The sequence below is a fragment of the Flavobacterium sp. genome (assembly GCF_017744675.1).
In the GTDB taxonomy this organism is placed as follows: domain Bacteria; phylum Bacteroidota; class Bacteroidia; order Flavobacteriales; family Flavobacteriaceae; genus Flavobacterium.
Genome location: NZ_JAGIAV010000004.1, coordinates 1,440,481 through 1,455,337 on the forward strand (window position 1 = coordinate 1,440,481; position 14,857 = coordinate 1,455,337).

A 14,857-nucleotide genomic window follows, 5' to 3' on the forward strand; every position below is an offset into this window, starting at 1 on the left:
AAATCCCAAAAATTAAATTCCAAATTCCAAATCTGCGAACGAATAAGCCACTTAATATTTGAATCACTTGAGTTTTGGAATTTGGGATTTTATGATTTGGAATTTAAAAAAATTCAATCCTTTTTGTCTTGAAAAACAAAATTGATTCCGAGTTGGAAGGCAGCACTACTCGCTTTGGAAATATCTTTATATTCTAAAACATTATTGACGAGCGCATAAATGTTTACTGGGCCAATTGTTCCTGCCAGTCCTATACCAATATTTGTATTTGAAAAAGTATCAAGAGTATACGTTGCTTTAAGATCTAATTTTCTAAAAATGTTTCTTCTATAAAAAGCAGTCAAAGCAACCAAAGGCTCACGTGGAGCAGACATTCCGAAAACCTGAAGTCCAACGGCATTTTTATAATATTTATCAATTTTACCTCTGCAATTACATTCATCATCAGGTCGAGCTTCTCCAAAAGAATATTGAATAGACGAATAAATTTTTGTCGGTCGCCACGTGGTGTATTTATTATAAAGTGTATCTCGAGGTATCGCTTTGTCAAACTCATCAAAAACATTTTCAGGATTGTCTGAACCTAAAAAATCAGGATTGGCACCATTGTACTTATAAGTTCCTTTGTAGGTAAGAGTTTCGATATCTTTGGTTTGCCTCACAAAACCCAAATCGATAACACTTGCTGTAAATTGTAAATTGTCTTTTATATAATAGGTAATCCCTGCATCAACACCAAAACCTAAGCTTCCGTTAAAAAAAGTATTATGAGCAATATCACTAACTATATTTCCGTCGTATTCATCTTTAGTAAAACGCGCAATTCCAGAGGTCTTTAATTCTAAATTAGAAGAAATAATCTGATTGTAAAGATTTGGAGTTCCTGGCTCCTGGCCTGTATAGATATAACCCGAGTTTTTTGTAGAAGTTGCATTTGCACCACTTGAGTAAATCTTAGCACGCCCTCCATAAACAAATTTATCGTTTACTTTTTTATGAAAACCAACATGAAAAACCGAAAGCACTTCGGCTTTCACATTCAATTCTCCTAGATCAAATGACTTGCCGATATAATCTCGATTTCCGTTTAAAGCCAATAAAGCTAAATCCTTGGGAACAAACATAAAGAAATCGAATTCCTGATACAGTCCAAAAGATACGTAAGAACGGCTTTCTCTACCTCCAATTCTAAATCCGCCCGAAAATATTTCCAATTGCTGATTGGTGACTACTTTATCTCTACTAGAAGATTTATTGACAACATCTCTAACTTTTTGATTAAAATCGACTCCATTATTTGCAAACAGATCGTAGGCAGAAAAGCTACTAGATCCTATATTGGCTGAAATTCCAGATAAAACTGGAAATCCGAAATAATATTTATACGAAACATCAGCTCCAGGATTTACAAGTAAAGACTGCGGAATGGACGTGAAGTTGTACAAAAGCTCTCTGTTTTGGGCAAAACAGGAAAGATGCAAAAACAAGCAAAGAATTAGTGCCTTTCTCATTCGATTACTAAATAAGCCGTTGCACTTGATCTTAATTTTAAATTTCCTTCACTCTGACTATTTAATGGAGGGCCTGAAGCAATAATTACCACAAAACCAATTTTTTGAGTTTTTTTTAAAAGATCTAATCGAGCGTTTTCAAACACTTCTGTTGGATATTTTATAACATTTGCTGTTCCTTTATAAGCTGGAACGGTAAAAGATATTGTTTGCAACACCTGATTTTGTGCATCAAGCAAAAGCATATTTACAACAAAAGCGCGGTTTATATTATTTTCAATTTCAAAATCAAAATCAGCCCTTTTAAGACGGTCGGTAAAAAAACTATTTTTAAAAATATCAAAATCCCTTACGTCGGGATAGACATTTGTTCCGCCATCATCTACAAGTTTATTGGCAGGAATATCAAAATAAGCAAGATTGGCCACAAAAACAGGTTCAATCTTAAAATCATTTACCTGATCAAAATTTAAGTCGCTTGAACAGGAAAATAATAAAAAGACTGAAAATAATATGCTTAAAATTTTATTTAGTGAGTTTGATCTCATGATAATAAATTATAGCAATAATAAATGTAACGCATTATACTTGCAATCATTATCTAAGGTAAGAAAAATAACAATTTTTTAATGAAACTTTCCAAACAATTTTGAAGCTTCGTTGTAAGCGCTTTCAAAACTAAGAGAATTAAGTCCTGTTATTTTTTTATTGGCCGTAAAGTAAGAAACCAATTTTTCGGTTGGCATGTTTCCTGTTAGTTTATCGGTTGCCATCGGGCAACCTCCAAAACCTTGAATAGCACCATCAAAACGAGTGCAGCCTGCTTTTGCCGCAGCATCTATTTTTTCAAACCAGCTTTCTGGTGTGGTATGAAGATGCGCGCCAAACTCAATCTCAGGATATTTAGGAATTAAATCTGAAAATAAATACGTAATGACTTCAGGTGTAGAAGTTCCAACAGTATCAGAAAGCGATAGAATCTTCACTCCCATTCCAGCCAATCTTTCTGTCCATTCAGCCACAATTTCAACATTCCACGGATCCCCATACGGATTTCCAAAACCCATTGAAAGATACGTTACGACTTCTTTATTTTTCTTATCGGCAACTTCAAGGATCTCTTCGAGTGTAACCAAAGATTCTGCAATAGTTTTATGCGTATTACGCATCTGGAAGTTCTCTGAAATAGAAAATGGAAAGCCTAAATATTTAATTTGCTCATATTCTGAAGCCGTAATTGCTCCTTGCGTATTGGCAATTATAGAAAGCAGTTTACTTGTGGTTTGAGATAAATCAAGTTGTTCCAAAACGGCAGCGGTATCCTGCATTTGCGGAATAGCTTTTGGAGAAACAAAACTTCCAAAATCGATTGTATCAAAGCCCACTCGCAACAAAGCTTGTATGTAAGTAACTTTATTTTTGGTCGGAATAAAATCCTTAATGCCTTGCATGGCATCTCGAGGACATTCGATGATTTTAATTTCTTTACTCAAAGCATATTCTTTTGTAAAGGCTAAGTTAGTTTCTTTTTTAATGAAATAAAAATTATGTTTTTTTTTAAACCATATAAGTCATATAAGTTCATTTAATAGCATACTAAAATCTGCCGTTGAAGATTACACACATTCTGAATTGTAGAGACGCACTGCAGTGCGTCTACGCACAATGTTGAAAATACTGGACGTGATACGCACTGCAGTGCGTCTCTACAATCTGTCGCAAAAACTCCACAAAAATCGAAAACACAACATTATTACCAAAAATTGTAATATTTATAATTATTACCAAAAAACGTAATAATAAAATTTATTACGTATATTTGTAATAGAAAGTTTATAATTTTTTAATTATATTTGAGTTATGACTAGTGTAATTACAGGCGACATAATTGATTCAAGACAGCAAAAATCGGAACATTGGGTAGAAGATTTAAAGAAAATCCTGGCTCCATTTGGCAAAACGCCAAGTCAATGGGAAGTCTATCGCGGAGATGAATTTCAAGTCGAAGTTGCCAATCCCGAAGAGGCGCTATTGGTTGCTATTTTAATAAAGGCACATTTAAGAGCCATAAAGTCTGATGCGAGAATGAGTATTGGTTTTGGAGACAAAACGCACAATGCCGAGAGAATATCCCAAAGCAATGGTTCTGCATTTATTAATTCGGGAGAACTTTTTGAAACTTTAAAAAAGCAGAAAGTAACTTTGGCAATGCGAACCGATAATACTGATTTGGACGAAAAACTGAATTTGATGCTGCAATTGGCTTTGACTTTTATGGATAGCTGGCTCGTGCAATCGGCAGAATTTGTTGCTGCTGCTATCGAAAACCCAACATTGTCTCAAGAAGAATTAGGTCAGAAACTAGGCATAAATCAAGCCGCTGTAAGCAGAAGACAAAAACGCGCGCAGTTTGATCTGGTTCTTAATTTAGATCGATATTTTAGAAAACAAATAAAACAACTTACAGCCCCATGATTTTATTTATAAAACTGTTTCTCGCCCATTTATTAGGAGATTTTATCTGGCAGCCAAATTCTTGGGTTGCTGATAAAGAAATTAAAAAACATAAAAGCATTTATTTATACGCTCATGTTTTACTTCACGGATTTTTAGCCGCAATTCTAGCAGGTGAAATCAATTTTATACCTTATGCGATTTTAATTGCTGTTACACACGGAATTGTAGACTTAATTAAGCTGAATTTTCAAAAAGAGAAAACCAAACGCACGTGGTTTGTTGCCGATCAAATTGTGCATGTTTTAATTTTAATTGGTGTTGTTCTCTTGTATGAAAACAAAGCGATAATCAATTTTTGGCAAGATAATGCCTTTTGGATTTTGCTTACCGGAATCTTACTGATAACCAAACCAACCTCTATTTTTATAAAAACCATAATTTCGATATGGGCTCCAGAAAGCCAAAACAGCCATCAGGATAATTCTCTGATAGCTGCTGGAAATTATATTGGCATTTTAGAACGCCTATTTGTTTTCGGATTTATATTAACCGGGCATTTTGAAGCGATTGGTTTTCTGCTTGCCGCTAAATCTATTTTTAGGTTTGGAGATTTGAAAGAAGCCAAAGACCGAAAGCTCACAGAATATGTAATGATCGGAACTTTAATTAGTTTTGGTATCGCAATAATAGCTGGCCTTTTAGTTCAGGCGTTGCTTTTAGAATTACAATTGTCCTAAAACCTTTTTGTTGATTGCTTTAATCAAAGCAGGGCCTTCGTAAATAAAACCTGTGTACAATTGCACTAAGCTTGCACCAGCGTTTAATTTTTCAATAGCGTCATCTGCAGAATGAATTCCTCCTACTCCAATAATTGGGAATGCTTTATTGCTTTTTTCCGAAAGGAAACGAATTACTTCTGTAGAACGTTTTGTTAAAGGTCTTCCAGATAATCCTCCTGTTTCTGTTTGATTCGCAGATTGTAATCCTTCTCTAGAAATGGTGGTGTTTGTTGCAATTACACCTGCAATTTGAGTTGTTTTTACAATGTCAATAATATCTAACAATTGCTCATCTGTTAAGTCTGGAGCAATTTTTAAAAGAATTGGTTTTACTTTTTGTGTACTTGTTTTTTGCTTCTCTACATTTCTGTTTTGCAAAGTCTGCAATAAAGCGGTTAATGGCTCTTTGTCTTGTAAAGCTCTTAAATTTGGCGTGTTTGGCGAACTCACATTTACTACAAAATAGTCTACATGATTAAAAAGTGCATCAAAACAAATGATATAATCTTTAACTGCATCTTCATTATCAGTCACTTTATTTTTTCCGATATTTCCACCAATCAAAACACCCGAATTCTTTTTCAAACGTTCTACAGCATCTAGAACACCTCCATTATTAAATCCCATTCGGTTAATAATTGCTTGGTCTTCTTTCAATCTGAACAAACGTTTTTTTGGATTTCCTTCTTGTCCAACTGGTGTTACCGTTCCGATTTCAATAAAACCAAAACCAAAATCGGCAAACTCTTTATAAAGCTTCGCATCTTTATCAAAACCAGCCGCAAGTCCAACCGGATTTTTAAATTTAATTCCGAAAACTTCTCTTTCTAATCGAGCGTCTTTTACCTCGTAAATTGATCTTATAATCGCCGAAACTCCAGGTATTTTTGAAATGAATTTTACAAATGAAAAGGTAAAATAATGCACTTTTTCAGGATCAAAACAAAAAAGTATCGGACGAATTATCAATTTATACATAAGAGTTGTGTTGTTGTTATTTTTTCGGATGCAAATTTAAATATTATAGTTTAAAAAGGTACTTTTTTACCAAAACAAATAATTTCTATTTTGTTTAATTATTCTGTTCAGAATTAAAACAACTCTAAAAACTTGTCAGAATTCGAGAACTCACAAAACAAAATCTCCTCAAAAAACATGTTTTTATGTTGCAAATTATAAAATGAAACCTATTCAAACCTTTTAAAATCACCTTTAGATTAAAGAATACCTAATTTTGAGAGATTCTGTTTTAAAATCCTCATTTAGAGATCTACAGATCAGTCAAGACATTTCGTTCCGAAAAAATAAACCACCTATTTTCAGATTAATTTTTATCCAAAAGTTCAACAAAAGACCTCACAAGAACCATTAATTAATAACTAAAAATTATGAAAGTCAGCACGCAATTAATTCTAAAAAATATTTTCATGCTCCTATTTTGCTTTTCAATAGGAACAGATTCGAAAATATTTGCTCAGGCAGATCCACAACAAGTGACCAAAGAAACATTTAAAGGAAAAATTAGTTTAGATGTTCGTGATTCCAAAGAAGACTGGGCACCTTATTCTCCTAAAAAAGCTCCAGCTGGAGCGCCAAACATCCTATTTATATTATATGATGATACAGGTCTTGCTGCTTGGTCCCCTTACGGAGGAGCGATCAACATGCCAACGATGCAGAAATTGGCAGACAACGGTTTAACTTATACGCAATGGCACACTACAGCACTTTGTTCGCCAACTCGTTCCACTTTATTAACAGGACGTAATCATCACCTTAACGGAATGGCTGCTATTACCGAAGCCGCAGCGGGTTTTCCTGGAGCAAGCGGAAGACTTCCTAAACAAGTGGCTACAGTCGGACAGATTCTTCAGGATAATGGATGGAGTACTTTCTGGATCGGTAAAGATCATAACGTTCCGGAACAAGATATTGCTTCGGGTGGAGACCGCAGTACATGGCCTTTGCAAATGGGATTTGACCGATACTACGGCTACCTTGGAGGAGAAACTAATCAGTGGTATCCAGATCTTGTAGAGGACAATCATTTTACAGAACCTCCTGCAACTCCAGAAGAAGGTTATCATTTATCTAAAGATTTAGCCGATCATGCCATAAGTTTTCTTCGCGACCAACAGGCAACAAACCCTTCAAAACCTTGGTACATGTGGTATTGCCCTGGTGCAAACCATGCTCCGCATCATGCTCCAGAAGAATATATTGCCAAATACAAAGGCAAATTTGATGGAGGTTATGAAGCGTATCGCCAATGGGTTCTTCCAAGAATGATTGCAAAAGGTATTATTCCAAAAGGAACAAACTATGCTAAATTTAACCCACTTCCTCCTGGAGTTTCTAATCCTGGAGACGAAGTTTTAGATTGGAATAAACTAAGTCCAGACGAGAAGAAATTATTTTCAAGATTAGCCGAAGTATATGCTGGATTCTCTGAATATACTGATGCTCAAGTTGGACGCGTGATAGATTACTTAGAAAAAACAGGACAATTGGAAAATACTGTAGTAATCTATGCCGCAGATAACGGAGCTTCAGGCGAAGGTTCTCCAACAGGTTCTGTAAATGAAAATAAATTCTTTAATGGATATCCTGATGAACTGAAAGAAAACCTAAAATACATAGACAAATTAGGAAGTCCAGACACTTATGAGCATTATCCAACAGGATGGGCTGCAGCATTTTCTACTCCGTTCAAAATGTTTAAAAGATATAGCGAATATGCAGGGGGAACTTGCGATCCACTTGTAATATCATGGCCAAAAGGTATCAAAGCACGAGGAGAAATTAGAGATCAATTTCATCACTCTACCGATATCGTTCCTACCATTTTAGATATTTGTGGACTTGAAATGCCAAAAGTTTATCGTGGAGTTCCGCAATATCCATTGTCAGGAGTTTCAATGAAATATACTTTTGATGCTAAAACCAATACACCGACTCAAAAACACATTCAGTATTTTGCCATGCTTGGAAGCCGTGCTTTATGGAAAGATGGATGGAAAGCTGTTGCTTTACACGCTCCTTTAACAGGTAAAGGAAATTTTGACAAAGATGAATGGGAACTATACAATACCGACGTCGATCGTGCCGAAGTAAATAATTTAGCCAAAAAGAATCCAGACAAATTAAAAGAATTAATTGCCGATTGGAATAGCGAAGCTGCCAAAAACTTAGTACTGCCTCTTGATGACCGTACTGCAGTAGAGCAGTTAGGAATAGAAAGACCTTCATCTGAAGCTCCACGTGATCAATATGTTTATTATCCAGGAACTTCTGCTGTTCCTGAAGGAGTTGCGGTAAATGTTCGTGGTCGTTCTTATAAAATCGTGGCTGATGTTATTGTAAAAGATGCTAATGCTTCTGGGGTTATTTTTGCACACGGATCACGTTTTGGAGGTCACACCTTATTCTTAAAAGACAAAAAACTAAATTATGTTTATAATTTCTTGGGAATTGCACCTGAACAAAAATTCACTTCTAATGTTGCCATAACTCCAGGAAAACACGTTTTCGGAATGGAATTTAATCGTGAAAAACAAGGACCTAACGGAGAATCTATTGGAACGACGAAATTGTACATCGACGGAAAAGAAGTCGCTTCTGGGCCAATGAGAACGCAGAGTGGTAAATTTACACTTTCTGGCGACGGACTTTGTGTTGGTTTTGACAGTGGTGATGCCGTTAGTAAAGAATACAAGACTCCAGGAACATTTAAAGGAGGTGAAATTTTGGGAGTTGGCGTAAATGTTGGAAAAATTGAATATTCTGACTTAAACAATGAGGCAAAAAGAGCTTTAGGTAGAGATTAAAAAATAAGCAAAGAGGCGTTTCGATCATATTTATGTGATCGAAATGCCTCTTTCTCTTCTTAAATAAAAATATTTTAAGAATACTTACAAACCTATAGATCGTATGTATAGCGCAAAAAAATCAAATCGTATTTCTAAAAATCTGCTCTTTGTTCTTCTTTTAGTATTTGGATTTAAAGGATTTTCACAGCAAGAAAAAGATACTACGAAATTAATGAATGTCAGATATGGCAAAAAAGGAATTGAATTGGAAACTAGAGATAAAAAATTTCTTTTTCAATTGGCGAGCCGTTTGCAGTTTCGTTTTTCTACACCAAACGACACCGATCCTTTAACTTACGATGATTATAGTAGAGATGCGCAGACTACTTTCAAAATAAACCGTGCAAGGCTTAAAATTGGAGGTCACGCTTTTGAACCTTGGCTTAAATATTATTGGGAATATGAATTAAGTCAGTCCAATTTGCTTGATTTTAGAATCATGATCGAAAAATGGGATTGGCTAAGCTTTAAAGTCGGACAATGGAAAACCGAATTTACCCGCGAGCGCTATATTAGCAGCGGCGAACAGCAGATGGTAGACCGTTCTCTAATAAACCGTCCTTTTACCGTTGACAGACAAATAGGAGTTGAAGTTTATGGCCATTTAAAAGGTGCTGGTATTGCCGATTTCAATTATTGGGCAGCAGCCTTAACAGGAACTGGACGAGGAAGCACTTCTAACGATGATAATCATTTAATGTATTTTGGGAGAGCACAATGGAATTTCTTAGGAAGATCTCTTGAATTTTCAGGCTGTGATTTGGAATTTCACGAAAAACTTACTCCAATTATTGCTTTTTCGGCAGTTACCAACCAAAGTCCATATACTCGATTTTCACAAGCAGGAGGAGGTTCGCTAGACGGATTTGAAAATGGACTTCCTGGGCAATACCGAGTGAACCAATGGAATTTTGAAACTGCTTTTATGTATCGTGGTTTTTCGTGGCAGAGCGAATTGCACACCAAAGAGATTATTGACAAAATCAATAACGATGACACTACTATTATGAAAGGATATTACGTTCAAGCCGGATACTTTTTTCATAATGCATTTGACTGGTGGCCAAAACGCCTAGAGATGGCCGGCCGTCATGCAGCATACAGACCCGACAACTCTATTAGAGAAAATAGACAGGATGAATCTACAGTAGCGTTTAACTGGTTTTTTAAGGGCCATAAAAACAAACTGACTTCAGAGGTAAGCTATTTTAGTTTTCAAGACAAAACACTTCCGCTACAGCAGGGATGGCGATTTAGAATACAATGGGATATTTCTTTATAATCTAAACTTTTAGCTCGTTAACATAAATCGTACATTTTTTTTCATAACTTTAATTGACTTAAAATACTGAATATGAAAAACATATCAAAAACAGTAAAAAAATCGGCACTTATATGCTTAATTGGAACATTTTTCCTTATTTCGATTGATAGTTTTGGACAACGTCATGGAGGTGGAATACGCGGAGGCGGTGGAGCACGAGGCGGCGGCGGAGTCACTAGACAAGCTAGACCCGCAACCCAATCTAGACCAAATGTAAGCAGACCAGCTGCTACAACCCGACCGGGAGCAAATAACTCTGGAACAAGAGTAACCAGACCTGCAAACAATTCGAATGCACAAATCAATAATAGGGCGAATACAATAAACCGAAATAATACCGTAAATAGAAACAATACGGTAAACAATGTAGGCAACAGAAATACAAACATTAGCGGTAATACAGTAAACAGAAATCGTAATAATGTCAATATTAATGTAAACAATAGTATTCATGTTCAAAATAATAGAAATACTGTAGTTAGAAGAGGTAACGTAGCGTATGTACGTCCTCCTTATGTATATGGCGGCAGAAGATATTATGGTTATCACCCTTATTATTATCATCCGTACAGACCTTTTTATTGGGGACCAGTTTGGCATCCTTGGGGATTCTTTGTTGCAACTTTGGCTGTTACAGCAATTGTGGTGAGTGTAGAAAGCACTCAATACCATTACGATCAAGGAGTTTGGTACGCGCCTTCAAGCGGAGGATATACAGTTGTACCTGCACCCGTTGGCGGTACGGTAAATAATATTCCGAGTGGTGCACAAACCGTCAATACAGGAACTGTCAACAACTATTATTACGGCGGAACCTATTACGAGAAAGATGGAAGTTCTTATAAAGTTGTAGCTCCTACAGCAGGAACAATCGTAGATAGCTTACCAGAAGGTGGCGAAGAGGTAACAATGGGAGATGTAAAATACATTAAGTTTGGCGAAACGTATTATCAACCTATACAAGTTGACGGTAAAGACAAATATGAAGTTGTAATGGTAGAAGACGATAAATAAGTTTTAAAACTAAAAAACAATTAATCCTATAGAGTTTATAGAATTTTATATATTTGAATTAAATTTAATTAATAGTCCAGAATCAATAAAAAAGAAAGTTTTTCTTACTTTTATAATAAATTTAAACTAACCAGAATGAAAAATAAAACCTTTTGGATCTTTGCCTTACTTACATTATCCATTATTTCAATCGCTTACAGTTACACTAGATTTTCAGATAATGAAAATAAAACAGAAAAAGCAGAAAAAACAGTGGCTGAATGTCATGAAGTTCCTGGTAATATAGAATCTGAATTCAAACCAACTGTTGAGAATAAATTTAAACCTACAGAAAAAGCACCAAAAGGTATGGTTTGGATTCCTGGAGGCGAATTTTCTATGGGAACTAATGTCGAAGACGAAAGTTTATGCAGTATAAAAGGAGTTACTAAAGACGCAGCTCCTATTCATAGAGTGTATGTTGACGGCTATTATATGGACGAAACGGAAGTAACCAATGAAGAATTTGAAAAATTTGTAAAAGCAACAGGCTATGTTACAGTTGCAGAACAAAAACCAACAAAAGAGGAATTTCCTACTGCAAATGAAGAAGATCTGGTAACAGGCTCCGTAGTCTTCACTCCCACTCCTTCTGCTGTTAATTTGAATAATTTCTTGCAATGGTGGCGCTACGAACCAGGTGCTGACTGGAGACATCCTGAAGGTCCGCAAAGCTCCATCAAAGGAAAAGAAAAATATCCTGTAGTTCATGTTGTATACGAGGATGCCGCTGCTTATGCTAAATGGGCAGGAAAAAGACTTCCAACAGAAGCAGAATGGGAATTTGCTGCTAGAGGCGGTAAAACGGGAAATCTTTATGCTTGGGGAAATGATTTAAAACCTAAAGGTAAATTTCAAGCCAATATCTACCAAGGACATTTCCCGATTAAAGATGGCGATACAGGAGAAGACGGTTTTAAAGGAATTGCTCCAACAAAACAATATGCTCCAAATGGATATGGTTTGTATGATATGGCTGGAAATGTATGGGAGTGGGTACACGATTGGTACAGCGTAGACTATTACAAATCATTGGCCGAAAGCGGGAAAGTAGCAAAAAATCCGCAAGGGCCAGATGCTTACTACGATCCAAACGATCCATCTGAAGTAAAACGTGTACACCGTGGAGGTTCATTTCTGTGCACCGATCAATATTGTACTCGATACATGGTTGGAACACGAGGAAAAGGAGAAATTAGATCGGCTGCAAACCATGTTGGTTTTAGATGCGTAAAAAGCAAGTAGCAAAACTTAAAATACCAGAAAGGGATTCAATTTTAGAATCCCTTTTTTATTAATCCAGATATTGAAAGCTAAATTTTGCAGCAGAAAAATTTTTCTATATTTGCTAAAAATTCAAAAAAATGCAACATATCATAGATCGCTTTATCAGTTATGTAACGATTGACACCGAATCAGATCCAAATTCACAAACAACACCAAGTACGCAAAAACAATGGAATCTTGCTAATAAATTAGTTGAAGAACTAAAAGCAATTGGTCTTGAAGAGGTAACGATTGACGACAAAGCTTATATCATGGCAACGCTTCCGAGCAACGTTGATCACGAAGTGCCAACAATTGGTTTTGTTTCTCACTTTGATACTTCACCAGATTTTAGCGGAGCCAATGTAAAACCTCAGATTGTTGAGAATTACGACGGAAAAGATATCGTTCTAAACGCAGAGAAAAACATTGTTTTATCTCCAGATTACTTTAAAGATTTATTATTATATAAAGGCCAAACCATCATTACAACTGACGGAACAACCTTACTAGGAGCAGACGATAAAGCTGGAATTACAGAAATTGTTTCGGCAATGGAATATCTAATTCAGCACCCAGAAATTAAACACGGAAAAATCAGAATTGGTTTTACTCCAGATGAAGAAATCGGACGTGGCGCACATCATTTTGATGTTGAAAAATTTGGAGCGCAATGGGCTTATACCATGGATGGAAGTCAGATTGGCGAATTGGAATATGAAAATTTTAATGCTGCCGGGGCTAAAATAACTTTCAAAGGGAAAAGCGTCCACCCAGGTTATGCCAAAGGAAAAATGATCAATTCTATGCTTTTGGCAAATGATTTTATCAACGAATTACCAAAAGGCGAAACTCCACAAGAAACTAGAGGTTACGAAGGTTTTTTTCACGTTCACCACATTAAAGGAAATATTGAAGAAACAGTTTTAGAGCTGATTATTCGCGATCATAACAGAAAGAAATTCGAAAAAAGAAAAGAATTGATTCATAAATTGGCGAAACAATTCAATAAAAAATTCGCTAAAAAATTTGGTGAAGATATCGTAGTGGCAGTTGTAAAAGACCAATATTACAATATGAAAGAAAAGGTTCTGCCAGTAAAACATATTGTCGATATTGCTGAAAAAGCGATGAGAGAATTAAACATCAAACCAATCATTAAACCTATTCGCGGCGGAACTGACGGTTCTCAATTATCGTTTATGGGATTACCTTGTCCGAACATTTTTGCAGGCGGACATAATTTCCACGGAAAATACGAATACGTTCCAGCAGAAAGCATTCAAAAAGCGACTGAAGTTATCGTGAAAATTGCTGAACTAACAGCAATTCCAGGTATTTTTGATGCATCAGAAAAATCTAAAAAAAGAAAATAATTGGAAACAAAATCCGAAAATAAAGGCATTTGGAAATACGGCGATCAATGGGAAGAAGAATTGCTTTTCCTAAAATCGATTCTTGACAAAACAGAACTGACCGAAACCACAAAATGGGGCGGCCCTGTGTATGTTTATGAAAAGAAAAACGTAGTTGGCCTTGGCGGATTTAAAGATTATTTTGCCATATGGTTTTTTAATGGCGTTTTCTTAAAAGATGAGAAAAAGAAACTGATAAATGCTCAGGAAGATGTAACCAAGTCATTGAGACAATGGCGATTTTATTCTAAAGAAGAGATTGATGAAAAAGTGATTTTAGAATATATCAAAGAAGCCATTGAAAACGAAAAACAAGGGAAAGTCATTAAACCCGCAAAAAAAGAAGCAATCGTTTCAGAACTTCTTAATGCAGAAATGGCTAAAAACCCAGATTTAAAGTCTGCTTTCGAAAAATTTTCTCCTTACAAACAATATGAGTTTTTAGAATATATCGAATCGGCTAAACAAGAAAAAACGAAGCTTTCGAGAATAGAAAAAGTGCTTCCGATGATTTTAGCAAATGTTGGGCTGAATGATAAATACAGGTAGTTTCTGAAATTCCAAATTTTATAAATTCCAAATTCCAAGCTATATGAGACCTTTGTCAAAGTTTTAAAACTTTGACAAAGGTTTTTTCGTTCTACAGGTCATTGCGAGGAACGAAGCAATCGCACTAGTACTAATCGCAATGTGATTGCTTCGTTCCTCGCAATGACCGATACAAAAAAAATCCCAAACTCCATTTCTTGGAATTTGGGATTTAAAATTTTATTGGAATTTTAAAAAAGCTTAAGCTTTTTTATTCAAAGCAGCGCTCAATTCTAAAGAGATTGCAGAACGCTCTAATTTTAATTTTCCAGACATTGTTTCGATTACAACAGTAGTTTCTGCTAGTTCAGCAATTTTACCGTGGAAACCACTTTTTGTTACTATCTTATCACCTACTTTTAGGTTGCTTTCAAATTCTTTTTCGTTTTTAGCTCTTTTTTGCTGTGGTCTAATCATGAAGAAATAGATTACCACAAACATTAAAAGGAATGGCGCAAATTGAGATAATTGTCCCATAATTTAAATTTGTTTTTGATTTATATTTAATATTCTTTTTTTTTGCTCTTCGACTTCATTTGCGTCAGCAATTGAAGTTTGGTTTTTGGTTTTTGGAATTTAAAATATTGACATTTTA

Annotated in this window: 13 protein-coding genes; 8 read left to right on the forward strand and 5 right to left on the reverse strand. The window is 35.5% G+C overall.

The genetic code is table 11. From position 1 onward, the window contains the following. Nucleotides 1-113 precede the first annotated feature (113 nt). The 3 genes from J7574_RS16445 to J7574_RS16455 all read right to left on the reverse strand — a co-directional run bounded on the left by J7574_RS16445 (nt 114) and on the right by J7574_RS16455 (nt 3,004). Nucleotides 114-1,511 carry a DUF5723 family protein gene (locus tag J7574_RS16445; protein ID WP_290970890.1) on the reverse strand — a complete coding sequence of 466 codons (1,398 nt, stop codon included), beginning with the start codon at nt 1,509-1,511 and terminating at the stop codon, nt 114-116. After that, on the reverse strand, nt 1,508-2,059 hold the full coding sequence (locus tag J7574_RS16450) for a hypothetical protein (protein ID WP_290970893.1): 552 nt from the start codon (nt 2,057-2,059) through the stop codon (nt 1,508-1,510). The genes J7574_RS16445 and J7574_RS16450 overlap by 4 nt, the downstream gene beginning before the upstream one ends. 78 nt (nt 2,060-2,137) lie before the next feature. After that, a complete protein-coding gene (locus J7574_RS16455; RefSeq protein WP_290970896.1) occupies nt 2,138-3,004 on the reverse strand; it encodes a hydroxymethylglutaryl-CoA lyase in 867 nt (288 codons plus the stop codon). Nucleotides 3,005-3,371: 367 nt separating this feature from the next. Between J7574_RS16455 and J7574_RS16460 the strand changes: the two genes are divergently transcribed. After that, a complete protein-coding gene (locus tag J7574_RS16460; protein WP_290970899.1) occupies nt 3,372-3,986 on the forward strand; it encodes a SatD family protein in 615 nt (204 codons plus the stop codon). Next, the gene (locus J7574_RS16465; RefSeq protein ID WP_290970902.1) at nt 3,983-4,705 is read left to right on the forward strand and encodes a DUF3307 domain-containing protein; all 723 of its coding nucleotides are present in this window, start codon (nt 3,983-3,985) and stop codon (nt 4,703-4,705) included. The genes J7574_RS16460 and J7574_RS16465 overlap by 4 nt, the downstream gene beginning before the upstream one ends. Here the strand turns inward: J7574_RS16465 and J7574_RS16470 are convergent. Beyond that, nucleotides 4,691-5,725 (reverse strand): quinone-dependent dihydroorotate dehydrogenase, encoded by a 1,035-nt coding sequence (locus tag J7574_RS16470; protein ID WP_290970905.1) that lies wholly within the window; start codon nt 5,723-5,725, stop codon nt 4,691-4,693. The genes J7574_RS16465 and J7574_RS16470 overlap by 15 nt on opposite strands. A gap of 410 nt (nt 5,726-6,135) precedes the next feature. Between J7574_RS16470 and J7574_RS16475 the strand changes: the two genes are divergently transcribed. The 6 genes from J7574_RS16475 to J7574_RS16500 all read left to right on the forward strand — a co-directional run bounded on the left by J7574_RS16475 (nt 6,136) and on the right by J7574_RS16500 (nt 14,223). Further along, a complete protein-coding gene (locus J7574_RS16475) occupies nt 6,136-8,574 on the forward strand; it encodes an arylsulfatase (protein WP_290970908.1) in 2,439 nt (812 codons plus the stop codon). A 103-nt stretch (nt 8,575-8,677) separates the two neighbouring features. Next, a complete protein-coding gene (locus J7574_RS16480) occupies nt 8,678-9,898 on the forward strand; it encodes a porin (protein WP_290970910.1) in 1,221 nt (406 codons plus the stop codon). Between the two features lie 72 nt (nt 9,899-9,970). Next, nucleotides 9,971-10,954, forward strand: coding sequence for a DUF6515 family protein (locus J7574_RS16485; RefSeq protein WP_290970914.1), 984 nt, complete (start codon nt 9,971-9,973; stop codon nt 10,952-10,954). A gap of 135 nt (nt 10,955-11,089) precedes the next feature. Beyond that, complete coding sequence (locus J7574_RS16490) at nt 11,090-12,238, forward strand: formylglycine-generating enzyme family protein (protein ID WP_290970917.1); 1,149 nt, start codon at nt 11,090-11,092, stop codon at nt 12,236-12,238. Nucleotides 12,239-12,357: 119 nt separating this feature from the next. Further along, nucleotides 12,358-13,635, forward strand: a complete 1,278-nt coding sequence (gene pepT, locus J7574_RS16495) for a peptidase T (protein ID WP_290970921.1) — start codon at nt 12,358-12,360, stop codon at nt 13,633-13,635. Further along, on the forward strand, nt 13,636-14,223 hold the full coding sequence (locus J7574_RS16500) for a DUF1801 domain-containing protein (RefSeq protein WP_290970922.1): 588 nt from the start codon (nt 13,636-13,638) through the stop codon (nt 14,221-14,223). Nucleotides 14,224-14,463: 240 nt separating this feature from the next. On the opposite strand, the gene yajC is transcribed toward J7574_RS16500, so the two are convergent. After that, nucleotides 14,464-14,739, reverse strand: a complete 276-nt coding sequence (gene yajC, locus J7574_RS16505) for a preprotein translocase subunit YajC (RefSeq protein ID WP_008462186.1) — start codon at nt 14,737-14,739, stop codon at nt 14,464-14,466. Nucleotides 14,740-14,857 lie beyond the last annotated feature (118 nt).

What these genes read in the sequence shown, in the direction of transcription:
- J7574_RS16490 (WP_290970917.1), top strand. Translation starts at nt 11,090, where the DNA reads ATGAAAAATAAAACCTTTTGGATCTTTGCCTTACTTACATTATCCATT.
- J7574_RS16465 (WP_290970902.1), top strand. Translation starts at nt 3,983, where the DNA reads ATGATTTTATTTATAAAACTGTTTCTCGCCCATTTATTAGGAGATTTT.
- J7574_RS16460 (WP_290970899.1), top strand. Translation starts at nt 3,372, where the DNA reads ATGACTAGTGTAATTACAGGCGACATAATTGATTCAAGACAGCAAAAA.
- J7574_RS16485 (WP_290970914.1), top strand. Translation starts at nt 9,971, where the DNA reads ATGAAAAACATATCAAAAACAGTAAAAAAATCGGCACTTATATGCTTA.
- J7574_RS16450 (WP_290970893.1), bottom strand. Translation starts at nt 2,059, where the DNA reads ATGAGATCAAACTCACTAAATAAAATTTTAAGCATATTATTTTCAGTC.
- J7574_RS16470 (WP_290970905.1), bottom strand. Translation starts at nt 5,725, where the DNA reads ATGTATAAATTGATAATTCGTCCGATACTTTTTTGTTTTGATCCTGAA.
- J7574_RS16475 (WP_290970908.1), top strand. Translation starts at nt 6,136, where the DNA reads ATGAAAGTCAGCACGCAATTAATTCTAAAAAATATTTTCATGCTCCTA.
- yajC (WP_008462186.1), bottom strand. Translation starts at nt 14,739, where the DNA reads ATGGGACAATTATCTCAATTTGCGCCATTCCTTTTAATGTTTGTGGTA.
- J7574_RS16480 (WP_290970910.1), top strand. Translation starts at nt 8,678, where the DNA reads ATGTATAGCGCAAAAAAATCAAATCGTATTTCTAAAAATCTGCTCTTT.
- J7574_RS16445 (WP_290970890.1), bottom strand. Translation starts at nt 1,511, where the DNA reads ATGAGAAAGGCACTAATTCTTTGCTTGTTTTTGCATCTTTCCTGTTTT.
- pepT (WP_290970921.1), top strand. Translation starts at nt 12,358, where the DNA reads ATGCAACATATCATAGATCGCTTTATCAGTTATGTAACGATTGACACC.